Consider the following 17,709-nt stretch of genomic DNA (forward strand, 5'->3'; position numbering starts at 1 on the left):
ATAATAGAATAAATGCCAGATTTCATGCCAAACGATTCTATTCAAGGCATGAAATTATGAGAAAAATCTGACACAGCATGTCGAATTACTAAGCAAAGACATGGTATCTGAGTCAAAATCACTAACAACATGTCTGAACCTCTATACAAAGCATGTGATACTTGCAAAAAATCTCCAAATCATGTCAGAAGCCTATGCACAAGGCATGAAAATCGAGAAAAATCTCTCGCAGCATGCTATAGCCAGGTAAATCTTTATGTTTTCAATATCCCAAGTCTCCAGCTGATTCAATTTCAGCCACCCCTACTGTTCTCGGAGTCAGAGCCCGAGGCAATAACACCCAGCCACACCGTAGGTGCTTGCCATTGACGGGTTCTGAGGGAAACGCTACAATGCTGCATCCGACGGTGAGATAGAATCTACTGTTCCCATCATCCTCACCGTCGGCTCGCATACCATGGCGTTTTCCTCAGGCTCAGTCAATGGTGGCGGACGGAGCCACAACATAAACTTTTCTCAGAAGGTCATATACGTATCCAACTCACTTACGCATATACAAAGGGAGAGGATTCCGATGTATGCTAATTGCGTCCATCAGAATCCTCTCCCTAATCTACAGTAATAAAAAAATGAACTTGTGATTGATTTTATTCTCTTTCACAGCCTCTAAATTTTATTTTAGTATCTTTCCCAAATGCCACATACATTGTAAAAGCCATATTTAGTTTTCAGAATATCTTTTAGCTTATCAAAAGGAATCTCTTCACCCTTAAAAAAAATGGAGTCGTCAGTTTCATTAAGATGTGTAATAAAGATAGAAAACTCCGTTTCTTTCATGCTTCTAAACTGCTCTACGCTAGTAATATCCTCTTTTACAGGTAGTACAAAGTCTTCAATATCCTGATGCCTTGCATACCTGATGCTACCCTGCCACTCATTATCTATGTTGGTAAGGTCGTTAGTAACCCCTGGAAATTCCTCCCTGTCGCACTCTCCGGGAAGTGGTCCATTGCCATGCCTTGTCACATAGGATCTGGTTACATAGACGGCGCAATCAAGCTTTAGATCTCTTTTTTCGAGAAATGCAGCTATATTCCAAAGTCCTGTCTTTGAAGGTGTAAGGTATGGAGCAAACTTTTTATAGTCATTATCAAGTAAAAGTCCCTGCCCGGTCTCAAAAACAACCTGACTATACCCAAGCAAGAAATCGGTTGAAGCATCTATTATTTCAATATGCTTCACCGTCTCTTTTATACTCTCCGCAAAGTTCGCAAGTACATCGCTGTTTGTAAGCATATCATAGTAATCTGCTTTCTCACCCGGGTTATTCTCCTCAAACAGACTCTTTATAGAATCCAGATTTTTCTGACCATATTTATTTCTAAAATCAATCAGTGTATCAATAAGCTCCTTTAGAGACTTATCCCGCACATCACAGACAGTCAGGACCAGTCCGCATTCGTGTCTGTTCAGACACTCATTAATGCCCATTCCGCAGCTGCCATGCCTGTCTTTCCCTCTGGCAGATTCAATGAACATATTTCGAAGCACATCATCTATGACCGTGATCCTTGTATTCTTTTCGGCATATATCTTCGGAGTAAAGCCATATAAAGTTTCAAACTCTTTTAACTCATTTCCAAGCTGAAAAAGGTCGATCAAAAAAGTATCTGCTAAAAGTGTATCTGCGCCATATTCCGCCCCGGATCCTATCTGATGATGAATGAACCGCTTTCCGCTCTCATCCTCCACGGTATGCCCTGCCTGGCCGCCTCCGTTATGCTTTACGATCAGCGTTCTTTTTTCTTTTTTGGCAAAAGAGGCACAGACAAGGCCTTTACCTTCATCTCCAAAGTTTTTACCAATGACGGCAATTGCTTTCATAAACTGATTCCGTTATCTTCAAAAGAAAGTCGTGAAAGCACAGCACCTATAGCAGGTCTGTCAAGCTCCTCCCACTGCTCCAAAACTTCCTCAAGTTTTTTACCCTTCTGCATCTGTATAGTGCTGATAATGATCTCAGGAATATTACCGATATGCTGGCGTTCTATAATCATCGTGTGTCCCGGTAAAAGATTCTGATTTTCAATGTTTCCTTGATCAATCATTATGTGGAATACATTAAACTTTTTCTGAACAGCAGCAAGTACCGCTTCCCTTGAAATATATCCGGTTTTATCACCGATAACTCTTTCAATGGTATCTTTTACATACTCTTTTCTGATTGTTGCCTTGTCACCAATAGTAAAAAGAAATCCCTTTTCATTTCTCTTATTGATGGCATCAATGTTTGTGTGATGTGCAAGGAACTCCCAAAGGCAGGTAGGTACTACTTCTCCATAGCCATGATTTTCAAAATAAATATCCAAAAGCTGCTGCGCAATACGGATATCAGATTCAAACTGAGTAACCTGAAGTGGTGAATTGTCCAGATAATCACCGTATGCTGCGCACATTAAAGCCGGATCTTCTACAGCTCCTGTAGAGTACAATTTTGTGATAAGCTCATTTAAAGCATTTGTAGCAACTTCAACTGCCAGATATCCCATAGACCCAGTGACATCAAGGCCAACAACGATAGGTGTTGTATTTGGATGATCTTCTGAATCGAAGCACTCTCTTGTTCCTATATATTTTGGATCATATTTGGGATCGCACTGTTTTTTTGTAAAAACCTCTTCTACACTCTGATTTCGTGACAGATTTCTGCTGTTTTTTAGCTTAACCCAATCTGATGCTGAATAACTTCCATATCCCATTTTCTTTTTCCCCTTTTTTCATACTTTTCTTTTTTGATCATTGATCAACATACATTTTTATTAACAAAGGCTTAAAACCTTACAAACTTGTGGCCGCCAAAACCCTTTTCAATAACAGTATCCCAGTACTCAAAGTCTTCATATGCATTTGCTCTTGGTTTTGAATCAAGGAAAGCAAAAAGCTCCGAAGGGCCACTGCCTCTTTCCATTACCTGCTTTGCTGTTTCCCTGATCTTTTTAAGATCTCCCTGTGTTGGGATGCGCCTTACATTTCTGTAATCGCCAAATAGCATTCCCTCGTGAGTTACAGGATTTACAAATACGCTGGATGTACTGATATCCCCATGTGAAATTTCTGAAAACTCCAATGCGCAGCAGATATTTTCCATACGGGAAATCACCCAGGCAAGATGCTCTGCCTTTAAAGGTGCAAAAACTTCAACCGGATAAAAATAGGGCTTACGTACAAAAACAAGCACTTCCCTGCCGTCATTCAGATGAAGCCTCTGCGTCAGTATCGGAAAGCACCTGTCCAGCTTCATATCAGCTTCAGGAAATGTCAGACTAAGAAGTCCTTTCATGAACAGATCTGCCTCGTTGCCATTATCAAATACATAGACAACATTCTTTTTTGCCAAAAAACATTCCATGCGCGGATATGAGTATTTATCCATATATGCAATTGTAAGTGGTTTTGAATTGTCCATGACGAATGAGACGTTACCGGTCTCTTCCCAAAGATCATCCCCAGAATAATCATCTTCCTTGGCCATTGCTTTTGCCATATAAAAAGAAAGAATCTTTTGCCTGAATGCTTCGTTACCCCTAAGTTCCGAATCAGACATAAAGGCTCTGCTTCCGCAATAACTGCAGCTAAATCCACCAGCGTCAGAAACATTTAGCTGTGCCCCGCAATTTCTACACTTGTAGGTTATCATTATTTCTTTTCCTTCCCCCAAAACACTCTCTAACTAAAATCAATTTTAGCCACATTTTCAATTATAATAAACTTCCTCTTTTACGCAATAAGTGATTCTAACTTGTCACAATCTGATAAGCATATGGCTTGATTTTGCTTTAATCTAAAAGACAGAACAAAAATGGAGGGTAATTTGTGAAAAAAAGAATACTTATGGGAATAATAGCTACAAGCATTTTATTGTCAGGATGCGGCGCGTCAAATAATACGCCTGCAGAAAGTGCTAATAATGGCATATCAGATGCAATCATGCAGGAACATTCTTACATGGAAGATGCTACTGCTGCTTCTTCCAAGGAACAGGAATCCGACAAAGAAGCCACTGCGGAAGTTGGTAATATTGTCCTTCCAAAATACACAGCGCTTAGAACCAGCGAAGAAGCAGGTACAATTGAGCACATAACTTATCCAAGTCATGACTATGCAGGTGATGGAAGCGAGATTACCAAAGAAGCTAACATATATCTGCCCGCCGGCTATAGTGAAGACAAAAAGTACAATGTCATGATACTAATGCATGGTATAGGCGGTGATGAAAACGAATGGGGATTAACAAAAAGTACATCAAGAGTTAAAGCCATAATGGACAATCTTTCCTATTACGGAGACATTGATTCCTTTATTGTGGTAACACCAAACGGAAGAGCCTGCAAGCTTGGTGGTGAAGAAGGTTCAGGTATTGAATCTTTTTATCTTTTTGGACAGGAACTCAGAAATGATCTGATTCCTTATATAGACTCCCACTACAGCACTTACGCTGATTACAGTGACGGCTATGACCTCTCTATTGCAAGAGAACACAGGGCTATTGCTGGTCTGTCTATGGGAGGAATGCAGACAATTAACATAGGAATTGGAGAATGCGTAGATATATTTGGTTATTTTGGAGCATTTTCAGCTGCTCCAACCAGCAATATTGCTTCAAAAACTGCATCAATTATAAAAGATAAGGAATATCCTATATACTACTTTTACAACATCTGCGGTCTTCAGGACAATATCGCATACCAAAGTGCTTCAGCCGCAGCCAAAACACTACCAGCACTAAGCGAAAAGTTTGTAGACGGAGAAAACTTTACCTGGCAGGAACTGGACGGCGGCCACGATTTTAGAATCTGGTATCTTGGCTTTTACAACTTTGCCCAGATTGCATTTAAATAAAAAAAAGGATAAATGCTTGTTTTTTTCAGGCATTTATCCTTTTTTATTCAATTACTTCTTCACATGAAATGCATCCATTCCGGGATATACTGCGCTGTCGCCAAGCATCTCCTCAATTCTGAGAAGCTGATTGTATTTGGCTACACGCTCTGAACGGCTGGGAGCACCGGTCTTAATCTGGCAGGTGTTAAGAGCAACTGCAAGGTCAGCAATTGTAGTATCTGCTGTCTCGCCTGAACGGTGAGATGAGATTGCAGTGTAGCCTGCGTTGTGAGCCATCTTGATTGCTTCAAGTGTCTCAGAAACTGAACCAATCTGGTTAAGCTTAATAAGGATTGAATTACCTGCGCCAAGAGAAATACCCTTGCTAAGGCGCTCAGTATTTGTAACAAAAAGGTCATCTCCAACAAGCTGAACCTTATTGCCGATCTTGGCTGTCATCTTCTGCCAGCCTTCCCAGTCTTCCTCATCAAGTCCGTCTTCGATTGAAATGATCGGATACTTGTCAACAAGGCTCTCCCAGTGAGCAATAAGCTCATCTGAAGTAAACTCCTTACCTGACTTAGGCTGCTTGTAGAAGCCCTTTCCTTTTTCACTCTTCCACTCTGATGCAGCAGCATCCATTGCGATCATAAAGTCTTTTCCGGGTTCGAAGCCGGCTGCCCTTATAGCTTCAAGGATTTTCTCGATAGCTTCTTCATCACTCTTTAGCTGATTTGGTGCAAATCCACCCTCATCACCAACTGCTGTAACATCTCCCATATCTTTAATAAGTTTTTTAAGGTTGTGGAACACTTCTGCACACCAGCGAAGTGCTTCCTTAAATGAAGGAGCTCCAACAGGCATAATCATAAATTCCTGTGTATCTACCGCACTATCTGCATGCGCTCCACCATTTAAGATATTCATCATAGGGACAGGAAGTCTGTTTCCTGATACACCGCCAAGGAATCTGTAAAGAGGAATATCAAGACTCTTTGCAGCTGCTCTCGCTGTTGCAATAGAAACTGCCAGAATTGCGTTTGCTCCAAGCTTTGATTTATCCTTTGTTCCGTCAGCCTTTATCATTGCTGCATCTACAGCATATGTATCAGATGCGTCCAGTCCCTCGATAGCATCATTGATAATGGTATTGATATTCTCAACAGCTTTTGTTACGCCCTTTCCAAGGTATCTTGACTTATCTCCGTCTCTGAGCTCCAATGCCTCAAACTCACCTGTTGATGCACCACTTGGTGCTGTACCTGTTGCTACTGTCCCATCAGCAAGAGTAACCTCTGCCTCAACAGTAGGATTTCCTCTTGAATCAAGGATTTCTCTACCAATTACCTGTACAATCTGTAAATAATCTTTCATAAATTGCCTCCTTCTTATGTTAGCATACGCTTACAATATATCATAAGAGGCAACGCATTTCTATTTTATAATCAACAACTTTTCTCAATAAAAAGAGCATGTCGTTTACGACATACTCTCATAAGACGCGATTGAATTTATGCAAAACAGTGCTTTTCTGCCAGCAAATCACACTATCGGTATATCACTATAGATTGCAACTCTGCTAAGGTCATACCTTGCGATGATCTCGCGGTAACCCTTAGTGCCAAGGATTTTTTCAAGAACACCTGTCATATAGCCATTTTTCGAGTAAAAAGAAACTATAGTTTCAAGTGGATAGTCATTCTCTAAATTCTCATGAAGAGCAGAGATCATGTAGTAAGGCGCCATAACATCCTTGGACTTTAAATAAACAAGCTCTGCATCAAGCTTTCCGTTTTCATCCTGACCTACTATCAAAAGACCTTCTGGCACCTCATTATTCATATATACAATTGACTGATTTATAAGGTAACCGCGGTCCGTATCAATCTCGTTAAATATCTCAATTCCAAGATCCTCTATTGCAGCATAAAGAATCTGTTTTTGAGATTCATCCAGTTCTGACATTCTCCTTGTGTGAAGGATTTTCTTACTCCAGAGTTTACTCTCTGAAGCCACCTGTAGACTAAATTCAAAGTAAGCATTATCAAGTTCTATCTTAACGAATTCATTTGTATCCGCATATTTATCTATAGAGGGCGCAAGCTTGGGATTATAGCTCATATGGAGATTCTGATATCCCTTATACCAATAAACAACGATAAGCTGATTCAAAGCCCTGGACATTATCCCTCGTCCTCTGTACACCGGCAGCACATAAGCATATGTAAGCTCGACGTTCTCACTGTCTGTTTCCATAACAATAACGCCTATGGCTTCATTATCTTCAACTATCCCGTAGTAGATATAATTATCATTAGTCAGAGAATCGATGATAATGGAATTAGGGATATACTCTATGAACTTGTCCATCTCATTGCCGTTTATCTCTTTAATATAGGACATTTTTTACCTCTTTTTATAGACCAACCTGATCCGCATATGGCTCAAAGTCAGACTTAGTAAATACTTTTCCTACCTTAACAAATTCATATTTAATAGCTAAAAGATAATGCTTCATATGCACCTTATCACCGGCTTCAGGGTCAGCTGCAGCCAAAAAAGCTGCATTGAGAATACAGTTCTTGATATTACCTCCAACGAACTCGAATTTCTCGGCAAGAAATCTGATATCAACATCATCTGCAAGTGGTGTATCTTTTGGAATTGTAGTTTTCCAAAGCATCTCTCTGGTATCGGGATCCGGGAACTGGAATTCTACAATATATTTCATACGTCTAAAGAAAGCCGGGTCGATATTGTGCTTGTAGTTTGTGGCAAGAACTGAAACCCCGTCATAACCTTCAACTTCCTGCAGCAAAAGAGCTGTCTTGTTATTGTTGGAGGCCTGGTTACTTCCACCGTCATCAGATCTTTTTGCAAATAGAGTATCACACTCATCAAAAAACAATACGACGTTACACTTCTTGGCTTCTCTAAAGATCATTGAAATAGATTTCTCAGTTTCACCTACGTATTTATCGATAACCTTTGAAAGGTCTACACGGTAAAGCTCAAGATTAAGTTCATGGGCAATAACCTGCGCACACATGGACTTACCTGTTCCGGGCGCACCGAATAAAAGTATTGAAAGGCCTCTACCATAAGGGTACTTCTTGGTATAGTGCCAGTTCTCATATACATGCTTTCTGAAATTCATCTGGTCAATAGCGTGAAGCAAAGTCTCCTTCTGGCTTGGATTCATAACAATATCCTCAAAGCCAAAGTTTGCCTTTATCTTTGTAGCCTTCTGCGTCAGCTCAGAACTCATCTGTGCGTAACACCCCTGGAACAGAGTATCACGGCTTATCAGTATTTCCTTCTTCATGGTAGAAAGCCTTCTTCCATGATCAAGAGCATCGTGTATCTTACCAGGAGTAAACAGGAACTTTGTCGCCATCTCCAATAGATCAATGCCATCTTCAAGCTGATAATTCTGGGAAAAATACTTCCAGCAGGCTTCTCTTTCCCCCGTATCAGGAGTAGGAAGCTCAAGCTCTGTAAACTGCATCTTGGTGATCTCTCTAAAATCAATCTTTTCCTTACTCATGGCAAAAACTAAAATATCTTTTTCCGTGAGCTTGGAAAAAGCAAGATCCATATATCCAAAAAACTTCTCTTTTTCTTCTTCATGATATGAAAGGTCTGTAAGGCAACAGCATGCACCAATAAGGATACATTCTCTTGTAACTGACCACAGAGCCTTTTCTACAAACTTATAGTCATAGTTAAAGAGCTTTTTACAGTTGATGGCAACTGCCTTCAGATCATTCTTTTCACAGAACTTCTTAACAAAGAACTTCCTGCCGCTTCCATCATCACCAAAGTAGTAGAATATCCTGCAGCCCTCATCATAGGAAATTTCCATGGCTTCTATGACTCCGCTGTTGGCCATTATTGGATTAAGCTCTTCCTTCTTGGTGAGCATGCTAAAGAATCTTATGTAGTTCTCATCAAGTTTATCCGGGTCACGACCAAAAAGGAAATCGATGATCCTCTTATCAGGAGAAACAGCTGTGGAGAAAGGCATGCTTGGAACCACATCCAGAGAAAGAATGGGAAGCAGCTGCTCAAGACATGTGGACATATCTCCGTAAGCACCGGTAATAGAGAAATCCGCTCCATAAAATACCTTTGCGGCTGATTCTATAGTAGGTGCTGAAAGGTTACCATTCTCGTTAACAATCTGGAATACTCCGGCGTAATCTGTCTGGGTTGATGACAAAATTCCGCAGGCAAAACAAAACAGTGTAAAGGGCTCAAATTCAAGCTTTTTGCAGAGCGTATGGAAAGGCAGCTTAACGCCATTTTCAATAGTAAGCTCCGCTCTTTCCTCTATCATTTTTATTCTGTCATAGACGCCTACATGCTTATCCTCTGCGATCTTCTCTGCAAGTTTAGCTTTACCGCCTGAAGTATCAAGTGAATTATCTACATTTGACTCGGAAAAAGAGCCAAGAAGAGCCAAGAGTTCTTCGTCTATATCGTCTTCATCAGTCACTGACTCATCAAGATCCTCGTCCTCTTCGCCTTCTTCATCATCAAGGTCATCAAAAAAATCTGAGTCTTCATCATCGTCAGACTTTTGAACATTGTCAGCTTCACCCTCAGTATAAAACTGTTCCAGCTTCGTATGCACGTTGTCTCCGGCTATCTCAATATCAGGATAAAGAACATTCTTGTAGCCATTGCCTTCACCCTGTGAATAGATCGATTTCATGTGTGTAATGTACTTATCAAGGCTGGTATTTACACAGTCAAAAATATACTGCATATATTCATTATAGTTTTCAAAAGGCTTATCTCGTAAATCCTCTGAATACTTTGCCATCAGTCATCTCCATTACTCGTTTTAAACAAAGCAGTTCTGTCGAAAACGCTTTTTTTACTATTGATTCCTGTCTGCTTTTTTATATCAAAAACGCCTTCTCCTTCATTGATGAATTCCATAGGCTTTTTGTCTGCATACATATAGGTTTCTTCATCGAGATCGATCTCGTCAGTCGTATCAGCATTTTTCTGCTCGATAATTCTTTTTAAATTCCTGATATCTGCATTTAATCTGCTATCAAGTCCCATAGCTTAACACGCTCTCACTTTTATTCCCTGAAACCTCGTACGCACAGCCATTTTTTAGGTGGATCATCCTGTATATATCTTCACTCAAAGTACTTTTCACATTCGATATATCATGAGTTGCCATGATTATCGTTGTCCCATGATTATGTATAAGTTCAAGGAGCTTTAATATCTCAACGGAAGACTGCGGATCAAGGTTTCCTGTTGGCTCATCAGCTAAAAGAAGCTTTGGATTATTCAAAAGAGCTCTCGCAAGGCAGACCTTTTGCTTTTCGCCGCCTGACAGCTGTGAAGGATATCTTTTGTGGAAACCGTCAATTCCCATCATTGTGAGCACATCTGTTATCTTGTTTTCGGCATCTCTTTTCCTGCCGCCAATTGCAAGATAAGCCATATACAGATTCTCATATACTGTAAGCTCTTCTATCAGTTTAAAATCCTGAAAAATAACTCCTATCTTCCGCCTGAAAAAAGGAATCTGCGCCTTATTAAATTTCCCTATGTTTTTACCAAAAAATGTAATTTCCCCGCTATCAGCAACTATTTCCCGAAGAAGCATCATAATGACAGTCGTCTTGCCGCTTCCGCTCTCTCCTGTCAGAAATACAAGATCCCCCTCTTCAATCTCAAGATTCAAATTGTCAAAAACTTTTGTCTCCTCACCGTAACATTTTTTTACAGCGTCGAATCTTATCATTGTCACTCCTAGCTAAAATCAAATATCTTGTTCATGCCTGTCATTCTGAAAATATCCTGTATAGATGAATTTGTATTAATAACCTTCATGCTTCCGCCCTTGGAAATAGCCGTTTTCTCACCAAGAACCAAAGCCCTCAGCCCTGCACTTGAGATATAAGACACATCCTGAAAATTCAGTATGACCTTATTGCTCTTCTGAAAGGAACCAAGAACAGCTTTTTGGAAGTCAGCAGATGTGATGGTATCTATTTTTCCTGAAATATTCAGTTGGATCTGGTCATCATATTTGATTTCTTCAATAGTCATGGGATTCTCCAGTTGTTATTTAAGGGTAATAATGCCATCCAAAGATACATCTTCGTCCAGGATAATCTGCTTCTCCTGTGGGATCATTGCATTCATATCCATAAACGCATTAGAATCGAGCACTGCCGAATTATCCATCTGAACCAAAGTTATATTAGATCTGATCGGCTTGAACTGATCTATGATAAAGGACACCTGATGCTTAAGCTCCTCGGAAACCTTTCCCTTTACCAGCACAGTAACGTCATAAACCGAGCCACTTCCAATTCCCTCTGATATATGTGTATCGACATTTTGTGCGAAATTCTTTAGATAACTATGCTCAATTACGATAATTTCTTTACCGATCAAGATCTCCAAAAGCCTTGTCAGACACTCTTTTGTCCCCTTTATCTTACTGAGATAATAAAGTTCTTTTACCAAGGTCCTAAGAACATCATCAGGCAAAAAGCCGCCACTTAAGTCGATTCCAAGCCAGCTTCCATAGGTAACCAAAAGCTCTGTACTGCAGGTATCAAGATCAAGCACCTCATAGACATGGTCTATCTCATCCTGCATATCGTTGTAAACGCTTGAAAACAGAGACATATACCTGTGGAAAAAACTATTCCTCTCCTTATATATCTCCGGGAAAGCGTTCATAAAATTATCGCCTATTGCATCTACCTTTATATTGGAAATAACGGCTCTCTCTGTGCCATATAACTCAATTCCCACATACAGATATCTGCCCTTTAATTCATATAAGAGAATATCGTTAAGGCCAACAAATCTTTTGCCGCCAAGTTCCGATATAAATCTGGCCTTTCTGGTGACATCAATACTTTCATCAAGAAGATACCTGCTTATATCAACAAGCCTTCCATCGTCGTCATAATACTGATCCTGGTCTGTTGCAAGCACATGGACATAGTAGATCATGTCCTCTGAAAGCCTGATATCAAAATGGAGCCTTCCCCAGTATCTCTCATTCTCAACGCCGTCTAAAGGCGATAAAAATATCTCGTGAAAAAGACTATTCTTATCAAGAACAAGCTCTGTATCACCATTTAAGTCAAAGCCTTTGATATAGCTTCTTTTTAGTCTATTCTTTTTTATGGAATACACCATCTGAGCCATCAAAACTCCTTTATGCCATCTTTAGTCTTCGTAGGTAACTGTTTCAATCTGGACATTACCAAGACTAAACAGGCAGTTCTCTTTTGGATAAATATCAGAATCCTTAAGTGTTGCAACCTTAGGATTTTCAGGTGTTATCGAAAGGTCATAGACAAACTGAACACAGTCCAGCGCTTCTATACTATGGAAAACCTCCTCAAAGATAAGGACATCTCCAAAATTCTTGTCCGACCTCATATAATCAATCTCTCTGCCAAGAGCCTCTAATATCTTTTCTTTGCACCCGTTATAGTGCCTCTTTACGTATACCGTGCCTCTTACTGCAACCGGCGTATAAATTGGCTGTATGATCTCAACTCTTGTAGAAATAAGTCTTCTCTGCTCAAGCCTTTCCGTAATCTTTTCAATGTAAATATCAGACAAATAGGGCTTCTCATCGCCGGTGTCAGGCATTGCTATTACCTTTACCATATTTTCCGCTGTATCTATGCAGGCGTGAACCTTTCTGATACAGAGCCCCGGCGTTGTCTTTACTATCTGCTCGTAGTCCTTTTCAGTAACAGCTGTATATGGAGTGTTTATATCTTCAACGAATCTTTCCTTCATGCTCTGAAGGCTCTCTCTAAAGGCCCCTCCAACGCCGTTACAAGGATTATAAAAATAAGCACCCGGTATGTTATCTGCTATAAGCTCATTTCCTGCAAGGATATTTCCCTTTTCGCCTTCACTTACAGCTATCATGCCGATATAGAGCCTTGCACCTATATAATCCCCTGCATCTTCAATGATTATCTTTCCATCATTCTCAAGAAGGTGATAATAAAGAGCATCCTCTTCATTTTTCTCAGGTCTTACAAACTCATAGATAAAGCCACCTTCTCCGTCATCCCTTCTGGCAATGAGGCAGAAACTGTCTCGCACTATATGTTTTACAGGAAGTTCTATTTCCTGATCATCATATCCTATAACACTGCCCACATCGTATGTGCGCATCATGTCCTCGTTATAGATAATGACCCTTACGCAGTCCTTTACTTTAACAGGCTCATACCCATATCTTTCCTTGTCAAAAGAGATACGAAAACTGCGGCTGCCCGTCTCTTCAAAGTAGCAATACCGTCCGTGTCCGTCACCCCTTGTGAGTTCGTACTTTCTATAGGCAGATCCCTTCTCTTCCTTTGCAAATACTGCTATATATTCATTATCGCTGAAATTTGATGTTATTTCAATACCGTCAACTTTGTTTATGGTATAGCATATACCTTCAGTTTCCCTCTGCCACACCTCAAAAAGAAATCCCTCTACTCCCAGGAGCTTTGGTCTTACATCAAAATCAGCTTTCGTAAGAGTAACCCTTATACAATACCCTTCTTCCGGAGCCTCCTTGCAAACTGCAGGCTTTGAACTCCCAAAAGAAATCTTCACTTCTCCGCTATATAGGAAAGTGCCTGTATAGTCTCGTACCTTCAATTCCTCAAAACCATGCTCTGTATAGTACTCCCACTTTGCATCCGCAAAAATATTTAAAGCTCTGTCTTCAACGGGATTGCGCTTGTTGCTGCCATCCACTTCAAAGTAAAAGTAAGTATCCTTGATATCATCGGGAATTGAATTGATGATAAAGTAAAGCTCATCGCCTACCTTGGGCTTATCGCCAAAGATCTTTGCACCAAGTCTTACCTCCCTGTCTACACAGTAGGAATAATCATGGAATGCATCACCATATCTTGAGTACACACCAACCACTTTGCTTCCGCCCACATTCATATTTCTTCCGGCTTCAAAGCACAGATCACCCAATCTGAACTTCTGACCTGTTCTTATGTAGATTGGTTTATCCAGCTTGTCAGCAGATAAAAGGAGTCTTGCGCACTTACCCTTTTTAGGCGTAATTGATACCATTTTTAAAAGTGCTGCCTTGGCCCTGTAGGAAATATTCGTGATTGACTCGCCCTGAAGAGTGTTAAAAGCCGTCAGATTCTCCAGCACAGTTATACCTGGGTCTGAAGGATTATAATTGGTCCACTCAGGAGATATCAAAGGCAATTTCATCATTGCCTCATTTATTCGCTCTGCATAGGGCTTGTTTTGTAATTCCTTTACAAACAGCATAGTCTTCCCAACCTTTACTTAATTTTCAGTCATAGATGATGTTGATAGCGTGATCACCGCTTCGACATATCATAAATGGCGTAACTTCAAGTTTTGTAAGATCAACTTCTTTCTCACCCATGTAATCTGTATACTTGCAGATAATGGCTATCCTTTTGACAATAGCTTTGCTCTTTAAGATATTAAGCCTCATGAGTATCTGAGATTTTTTAGGTATGGTTCCTATATTCCATCCCGCATGTGATATGTAAGTTACAGGATTCAAGTACTCAGACAACACTGCTTTTATCTGATTCTGTATCTCAAAGCTGTCATCGATATTTGTAACTTCAACCCAGGCATTAACCGAAATGTCTACAAATGTTGGCTCTACAATATGGACATTGTCCTCTTTTACCACCATCTCGCAGTTATTAAGAAGGTGCATCTTCAGCTGTCTCTCGATATTGTGAAAAGAAAATGAGCCGTTCATGAAATCCTTCATCAGAACCACAAAGGTTATATCTGCCGGATTCTTTTTGCCATCTATAGTCTCTCCGACTACAGTACTAACCTTGTCTATGGAATCAGAATAGTTAAGGATAATATTTTCATAATCTCCGATGCTCACAAGGCGGTTTCTTGAATGAATGATTCCTGCCCCTCTCTTTAAGGCCTTCTGAATAGTCTCCATAGCGCAGCCGCCGTAGGCCTTTACAGGGTTTGTGAGCGAATCGATGAATACTCCCTGTCCCATCAGGTCATTGATACGAAAGGCCTCAACGTTTCCTTCTGTTCCATTAGTGCATCTCACAACCGCAACGAAAGCTATATCATCCGTAACCCTCGGTATCCTGCACTTTATACCATCTGAAAAAATGATTTCACCAAGAAGCCTGTCTATCACGTAGCACCTGTCAGATATGGCTCTCTCAAAATTCTCAGTTTCCTGCCACCTTACATATACTGCAGCAACGTCACCAACAAAGTTGTAATCGATCCTTATCCTGTCCGGTGAGTTATTAAGCAAAAAGTCTATTTCCTGTTTTGAAATATCTCCCTTTTCATTTACCCAGACTTCCGCATCCAGGATGTTTCCTGCCCCAAGGGAAAAATGCATATCAGGGATGCTTTCATCAATGAAAAATTCCTTGGCATCACTCGTATAAATATTCTCAACAGAAATAGCATTCAGCATGATATTTCTTATCTTTGGCATGAACATCAGTCTGTCCGGATCAGTTTGTCTTTCATTCCTGACAATCCTGATGTAATATCTCTTTTGCCCTTCTATAATCATTTCATGCATATCAGAAGGTGGAATAAATCTGATAATTCCGGGTCTTGTAAAGTCATCTGTAAAATCAAGTACTCTTAGAGGCTTAAAACCATCAATAGTGCTGTATTCATATCTGCACTTGATCCCTGTAAGTCCAAAGGCATCTTCAAGATCAAAGAAAAGGCTTATGGGCCCTGCCTTCATCGCCCTGTAAAATCCAAGATACAGAGCATCACCTGTGTAGTCACTGCCTGCCATGACCTCGAATTCTTCTTCATCCAGATTTCCTGTGATATCAACCTTTTTCGTTCCGCATATCATTTCAGCTTTATCAGGATTTACATACTTTCCCTCATATGTGAAGGACATCAGCATATTCTTAACCTGCGGATAATGATGAATAGCAGGTCTAAGATAACAGTTGTCAGCCTTTAAGATCTGAAGCTTGATACATCTGCCTGAATAAGCCCCCACTTCCACTGGCTCCCAATCATCAGGACAGGTAAAAGAAATCTCATATTTCCCGTCTTTACACTGCTCAAATATAGTTGAAACATCATAATCACAGGAAAGCTTCTTCCATCCAAGGCCGTTATAATATTCAAAAGAAATCTCATTAATAACAGAATCTACAACCTTATCTGTCCAGACAGCCTTCGGTTTTCTCTTGATGATACTAAGCTCCTCTTCTTCCTGTTTCGCTGTGACATACAGCTCTTTTTCCAAAAAGGACACATCAAAAGATATGTTCACCTTAGCTCCCGGCTTGTTAAAATATCTGTCATGGCCAATAAAACACTCATTGTAAATTGCAATAGTGTCTGTAAACATATCAAAAGATTTTTTGTTGTACTCAAGATTTCCGTCAGTAACAAACTCCGGTTCAAGCTCTGCACCGCTTGATGAAATGCCAATGCTATTTGCCTTCAATATTTCTCTTATAGGAACAAGAGCCTCAAGATATACTAGAGAAAACTCCTTATCACCAACTTCTACCTTTTCACACTCATTCTTTTTAACAAGTCTGAAGGTAACCTTATCATCCAAAAGAGCTACTTCATCAAATTCCCTGCCGCCATCTTTTGTAAGATACTTAAAAACGACCTTTCCTTCACTTATAAGACTGCAGAGCTTTTCTCCACCTGAAAACCTGATAAAAATCGGATCGTCCTGAGCATCAAAAAGCGAACTGTGGTAAAGAGACAAAACGCTCCTGCTTATAGAGCCTTCCTTTTCTCCAAATAAAGTAAACGGCTGTAGTACCGGTTCTACCGGCATTACATCTTCTTCAATTTCTCCTTCTTCCAAAGGATCAGCCTTAAGCTCTCCCTCGTAAATCTCAATCGGAGCCATCTGCCCCAGAAGAGGAATAACTGACCCATCCTCATAGTCGACCATAAAGATAAGGTCAAGCCTGGAATTGGTCACAAAAAGATTCCTTGTTGTCTCAAAGACAATATCCTGGCCTTCTCCTCCGTCAGACATTGCAAGAAGCTTTGTTCCACGCACAACCTCAGTCCCGTCACCGCCATTGTCGATACTGTTAAATACAACAATGCTGCTGGCAGGCTTTGCAGGCTTTAAAGTTAGGTCAAGGAAATTTACAAATTCCGCATGATATCTTTCAAGGACATCATCCAAAATACCAACATTGTCCTCCATTTGGGAGGCAAATATCCTGGCTATTGCTGCACCTATATCCGGATTTTCCTTGTCATAGTGCCATTCAGGCGTATAGCTGTGACTTAGTTCTATTATCCTGTTTTCTATTTCTTCAGCAGTATGTCCCTTGAATTTATCCATCAATCTCTTCCTCTATTTCAGATTCGTGATATTCTTCTTCAAGCTCTTCCTCTTCGGAAACATTAAGGTAAAATGGAAATACCATATTATCTCTTGTGTTGGTCTGGGCCACGTAGTAATCGATATTTATCATCAGATATTCCTGACTTGGCGACATCTCTATATTTATTTCCACATCGCTGATACGCGGCTCCTGCCTTGATATCATATTGGTAAGGCTTCGTCTCATCATATTGATCCTTGTAAGATTCACATCCATAAAGGTATAGCCCATGATATCCGTGCCAAAATCAGGCCTTGTGATCCTCTCAGTCAGCTGTGTCATCAAAATAATATAGACTGATTCCTTAACGCTCTGATTGCCCGATACTGTCATGAACCTGCCTGTTGCCTTATCAATTTCAAAGGGAAACTTTGCACCTGTCCCTAAATGTGCTCCATTATCTGCCATCTTT

14 protein-coding genes are annotated in these 17,709 nt (G+C 40.3%); 1 reads left to right on the top strand and 13 read right to left on the bottom strand.

Features of this window, described 5'->3' with window-relative positions:
* Positions 1-678: 678 nt before the first annotated feature.
* From G585_RS17810 to G585_RS0110215, 3 genes are all read right to left on the bottom strand, one after another.
* Positions 679-1,884, bottom strand: a complete 1,206-nt coding sequence (locus G585_RS17810; RefSeq protein ID WP_022774789.1) for an adenylosuccinate synthetase — start codon at positions 1,882-1,884, stop codon at positions 679-681.
* Positions 1,881-2,759: a hypothetical protein gene (locus G585_RS0110210; RefSeq protein ID WP_022774791.1), complete on the bottom strand. Its 879-nt coding sequence runs from the start codon at positions 2,757-2,759 to the stop codon at positions 1,881-1,883. Before G585_RS0110210 ends, G585_RS17810 begins: the two co-directional genes overlap by 4 nt.
* 71 nt (positions 2,760-2,830) lie before the next feature.
* The gene (locus G585_RS0110215; protein ID WP_022774792.1) at positions 2,831-3,718 is read right to left on the bottom strand and encodes a hypothetical protein; all 888 of its coding nucleotides are present in this window, start codon (positions 3,716-3,718) and stop codon (positions 2,831-2,833) included.
* 155 nt (positions 3,719-3,873) lie between these two features.
* Between G585_RS0110215 and G585_RS0110220 the strand changes: the two genes are divergently transcribed.
* Positions 3,874-4,899: an alpha/beta hydrolase gene (locus G585_RS0110220; protein WP_022774793.1), complete on the top strand. Its 1,026-nt coding sequence runs from the start codon at positions 3,874-3,876 to the stop codon at positions 4,897-4,899.
* A gap of 51 nt (positions 4,900-4,950) precedes the next feature.
* Here G585_RS0110220 and eno read toward each other — a convergent pair whose 3' ends face one another.
* The 10 genes from eno to G585_RS17820 form a co-directional block, all read right to left on the bottom strand.
* Positions 4,951-6,255 (bottom strand): phosphopyruvate hydratase, encoded by a 1,305-nt coding sequence (gene eno / locus G585_RS0110225; RefSeq protein ID WP_022774795.1) that lies wholly within the window; start codon positions 6,253-6,255, stop codon positions 4,951-4,953.
* Positions 6,256-6,423: 168 nt separating this feature from the next.
* Positions 6,424-7,284 (bottom strand): GNAT family N-acetyltransferase, encoded by an 861-nt coding sequence (locus G585_RS0110230; RefSeq protein ID WP_022774796.1) that lies wholly within the window; start codon positions 7,282-7,284, stop codon positions 6,424-6,426.
* A gap of 13 nt (positions 7,285-7,297) precedes the next feature.
* A complete protein-coding gene (locus G585_RS18965) occupies positions 7,298-9,709 on the bottom strand; it encodes an ATP-binding protein (RefSeq protein WP_022774797.1) in 2,412 nt (803 codons plus the stop codon).
* Positions 9,709-9,957: a hypothetical protein gene (locus G585_RS0110240; RefSeq protein ID WP_022774799.1), complete on the bottom strand. Its 249-nt coding sequence runs from the start codon at positions 9,955-9,957 to the stop codon at positions 9,709-9,711. The genes G585_RS18965 and G585_RS0110240 overlap by 1 nt, the downstream gene beginning before the upstream one ends.
* A complete protein-coding gene (locus tag G585_RS0110245) occupies positions 9,947-10,654 on the bottom strand; it encodes a cell division ATP-binding protein FtsE (RefSeq protein ID WP_022774800.1) in 708 nt (235 codons plus the stop codon). The genes G585_RS0110240 and G585_RS0110245 overlap by 11 nt, the downstream gene beginning before the upstream one ends.
* Positions 10,655-10,662: 8 nt before the next feature.
* Complete coding sequence (locus G585_RS0110250; protein ID WP_022774802.1) at positions 10,663-10,962, bottom strand: STAS domain-containing protein; 300 nt, start codon at positions 10,960-10,962, stop codon at positions 10,663-10,665.
* Positions 10,963-10,977: 15 nt separating this feature from the next.
* The gene (locus tag G585_RS0110255; RefSeq protein ID WP_022774803.1) at positions 10,978-12,081 is read right to left on the bottom strand and encodes a phage tail protein; all 1,104 of its coding nucleotides are present in this window, start codon (positions 12,079-12,081) and stop codon (positions 10,978-10,980) included.
* A 21-nt stretch (positions 12,082-12,102) separates the two neighbouring features.
* A complete protein-coding gene (locus tag G585_RS0110260; RefSeq protein WP_081644814.1) occupies positions 12,103-14,193 on the bottom strand; it encodes a baseplate J/gp47 family protein in 2,091 nt (696 codons plus the stop codon).
* 25 nt (positions 14,194-14,218) lie between these two features.
* The gene (locus G585_RS0110265; RefSeq protein WP_022774806.1) at positions 14,219-17,254 is read right to left on the bottom strand and encodes a hypothetical protein; all 3,036 of its coding nucleotides are present in this window, start codon (positions 17,252-17,254) and stop codon (positions 14,219-14,221) included.
* On the bottom strand, positions 17,247-17,705 hold the full coding sequence (locus G585_RS17820) for a GPW/gp25 family protein (protein ID WP_022774807.1): 459 nt from the start codon (positions 17,703-17,705) through the stop codon (positions 17,247-17,249). Before G585_RS17820 ends, G585_RS0110265 begins: the two co-directional genes overlap by 8 nt.
* Positions 17,706-17,709 lie beyond the last annotated feature (4 nt).

It is taken from the genome of Butyrivibrio sp. AE2015 (assembly GCF_000420825.1).
Classification (GTDB): Bacteria; Bacillota; Clostridia; order Lachnospirales; family Lachnospiraceae; genus Butyrivibrio.

Bases quoted from the DNA above. Each gene is read 5' to 3' on its own strand.
- G585_RS0110255 (WP_022774803.1), bottom strand. From the start codon at position 12,081: ATGGCTCAGATGGTGTATTCCATAAAAAAGAATAGACTAAAAAGAAGC.
- G585_RS0110265 (WP_022774806.1), bottom strand. From the start codon at position 17,254: ATGGATAAATTCAAGGGACATACTGCTGAAGAAATAGAAAACAGGATA.
- G585_RS17810 (WP_022774789.1), bottom strand. From the start codon at position 1,884: ATGAAAGCAATTGCCGTCATTGGTAAAAACTTTGGAGATGAAGGTAAA.
- G585_RS0110230 (WP_022774796.1), bottom strand. From the start codon at position 7,284: ATGTCCTATATTAAAGAGATAAACGGCAATGAGATGGACAAGTTCATA.
- G585_RS0110240 (WP_022774799.1), bottom strand. From the start codon at position 9,957: ATGGGACTTGATAGCAGATTAAATGCAGATATCAGGAATTTAAAAAGA.
- G585_RS17820 (WP_022774807.1), bottom strand. From the start codon at position 17,705: ATGGCAGATAATGGAGCACATTTAGGGACAGGTGCAAAGTTTCCCTTT.
- G585_RS0110260 (WP_081644814.1), bottom strand. From the start codon at position 14,193: ATGCTGTTTGTAAAGGAATTACAAAACAAGCCCTATGCAGAGCGAATA.
- G585_RS0110210 (WP_022774791.1), bottom strand. From the start codon at position 2,759: ATGGGATATGGAAGTTATTCAGCATCAGATTGGGTTAAGCTAAAAAAC.
- G585_RS0110245 (WP_022774800.1), bottom strand. From the start codon at position 10,654: ATGATAAGATTCGACGCTGTAAAAAAATGTTACGGTGAGGAGACAAAA.
- eno (WP_022774795.1), bottom strand. From the start codon at position 6,255: ATGAAAGATTATTTACAGATTGTACAGGTAATTGGTAGAGAAATCCTT.
- G585_RS0110250 (WP_022774802.1), bottom strand. From the start codon at position 10,962: ATGACTATTGAAGAAATCAAATATGATGACCAGATCCAACTGAATATT.
- G585_RS18965 (WP_022774797.1), bottom strand. From the start codon at position 9,709: ATGGCAAAGTATTCAGAGGATTTACGAGATAAGCCTTTTGAAAACTAT.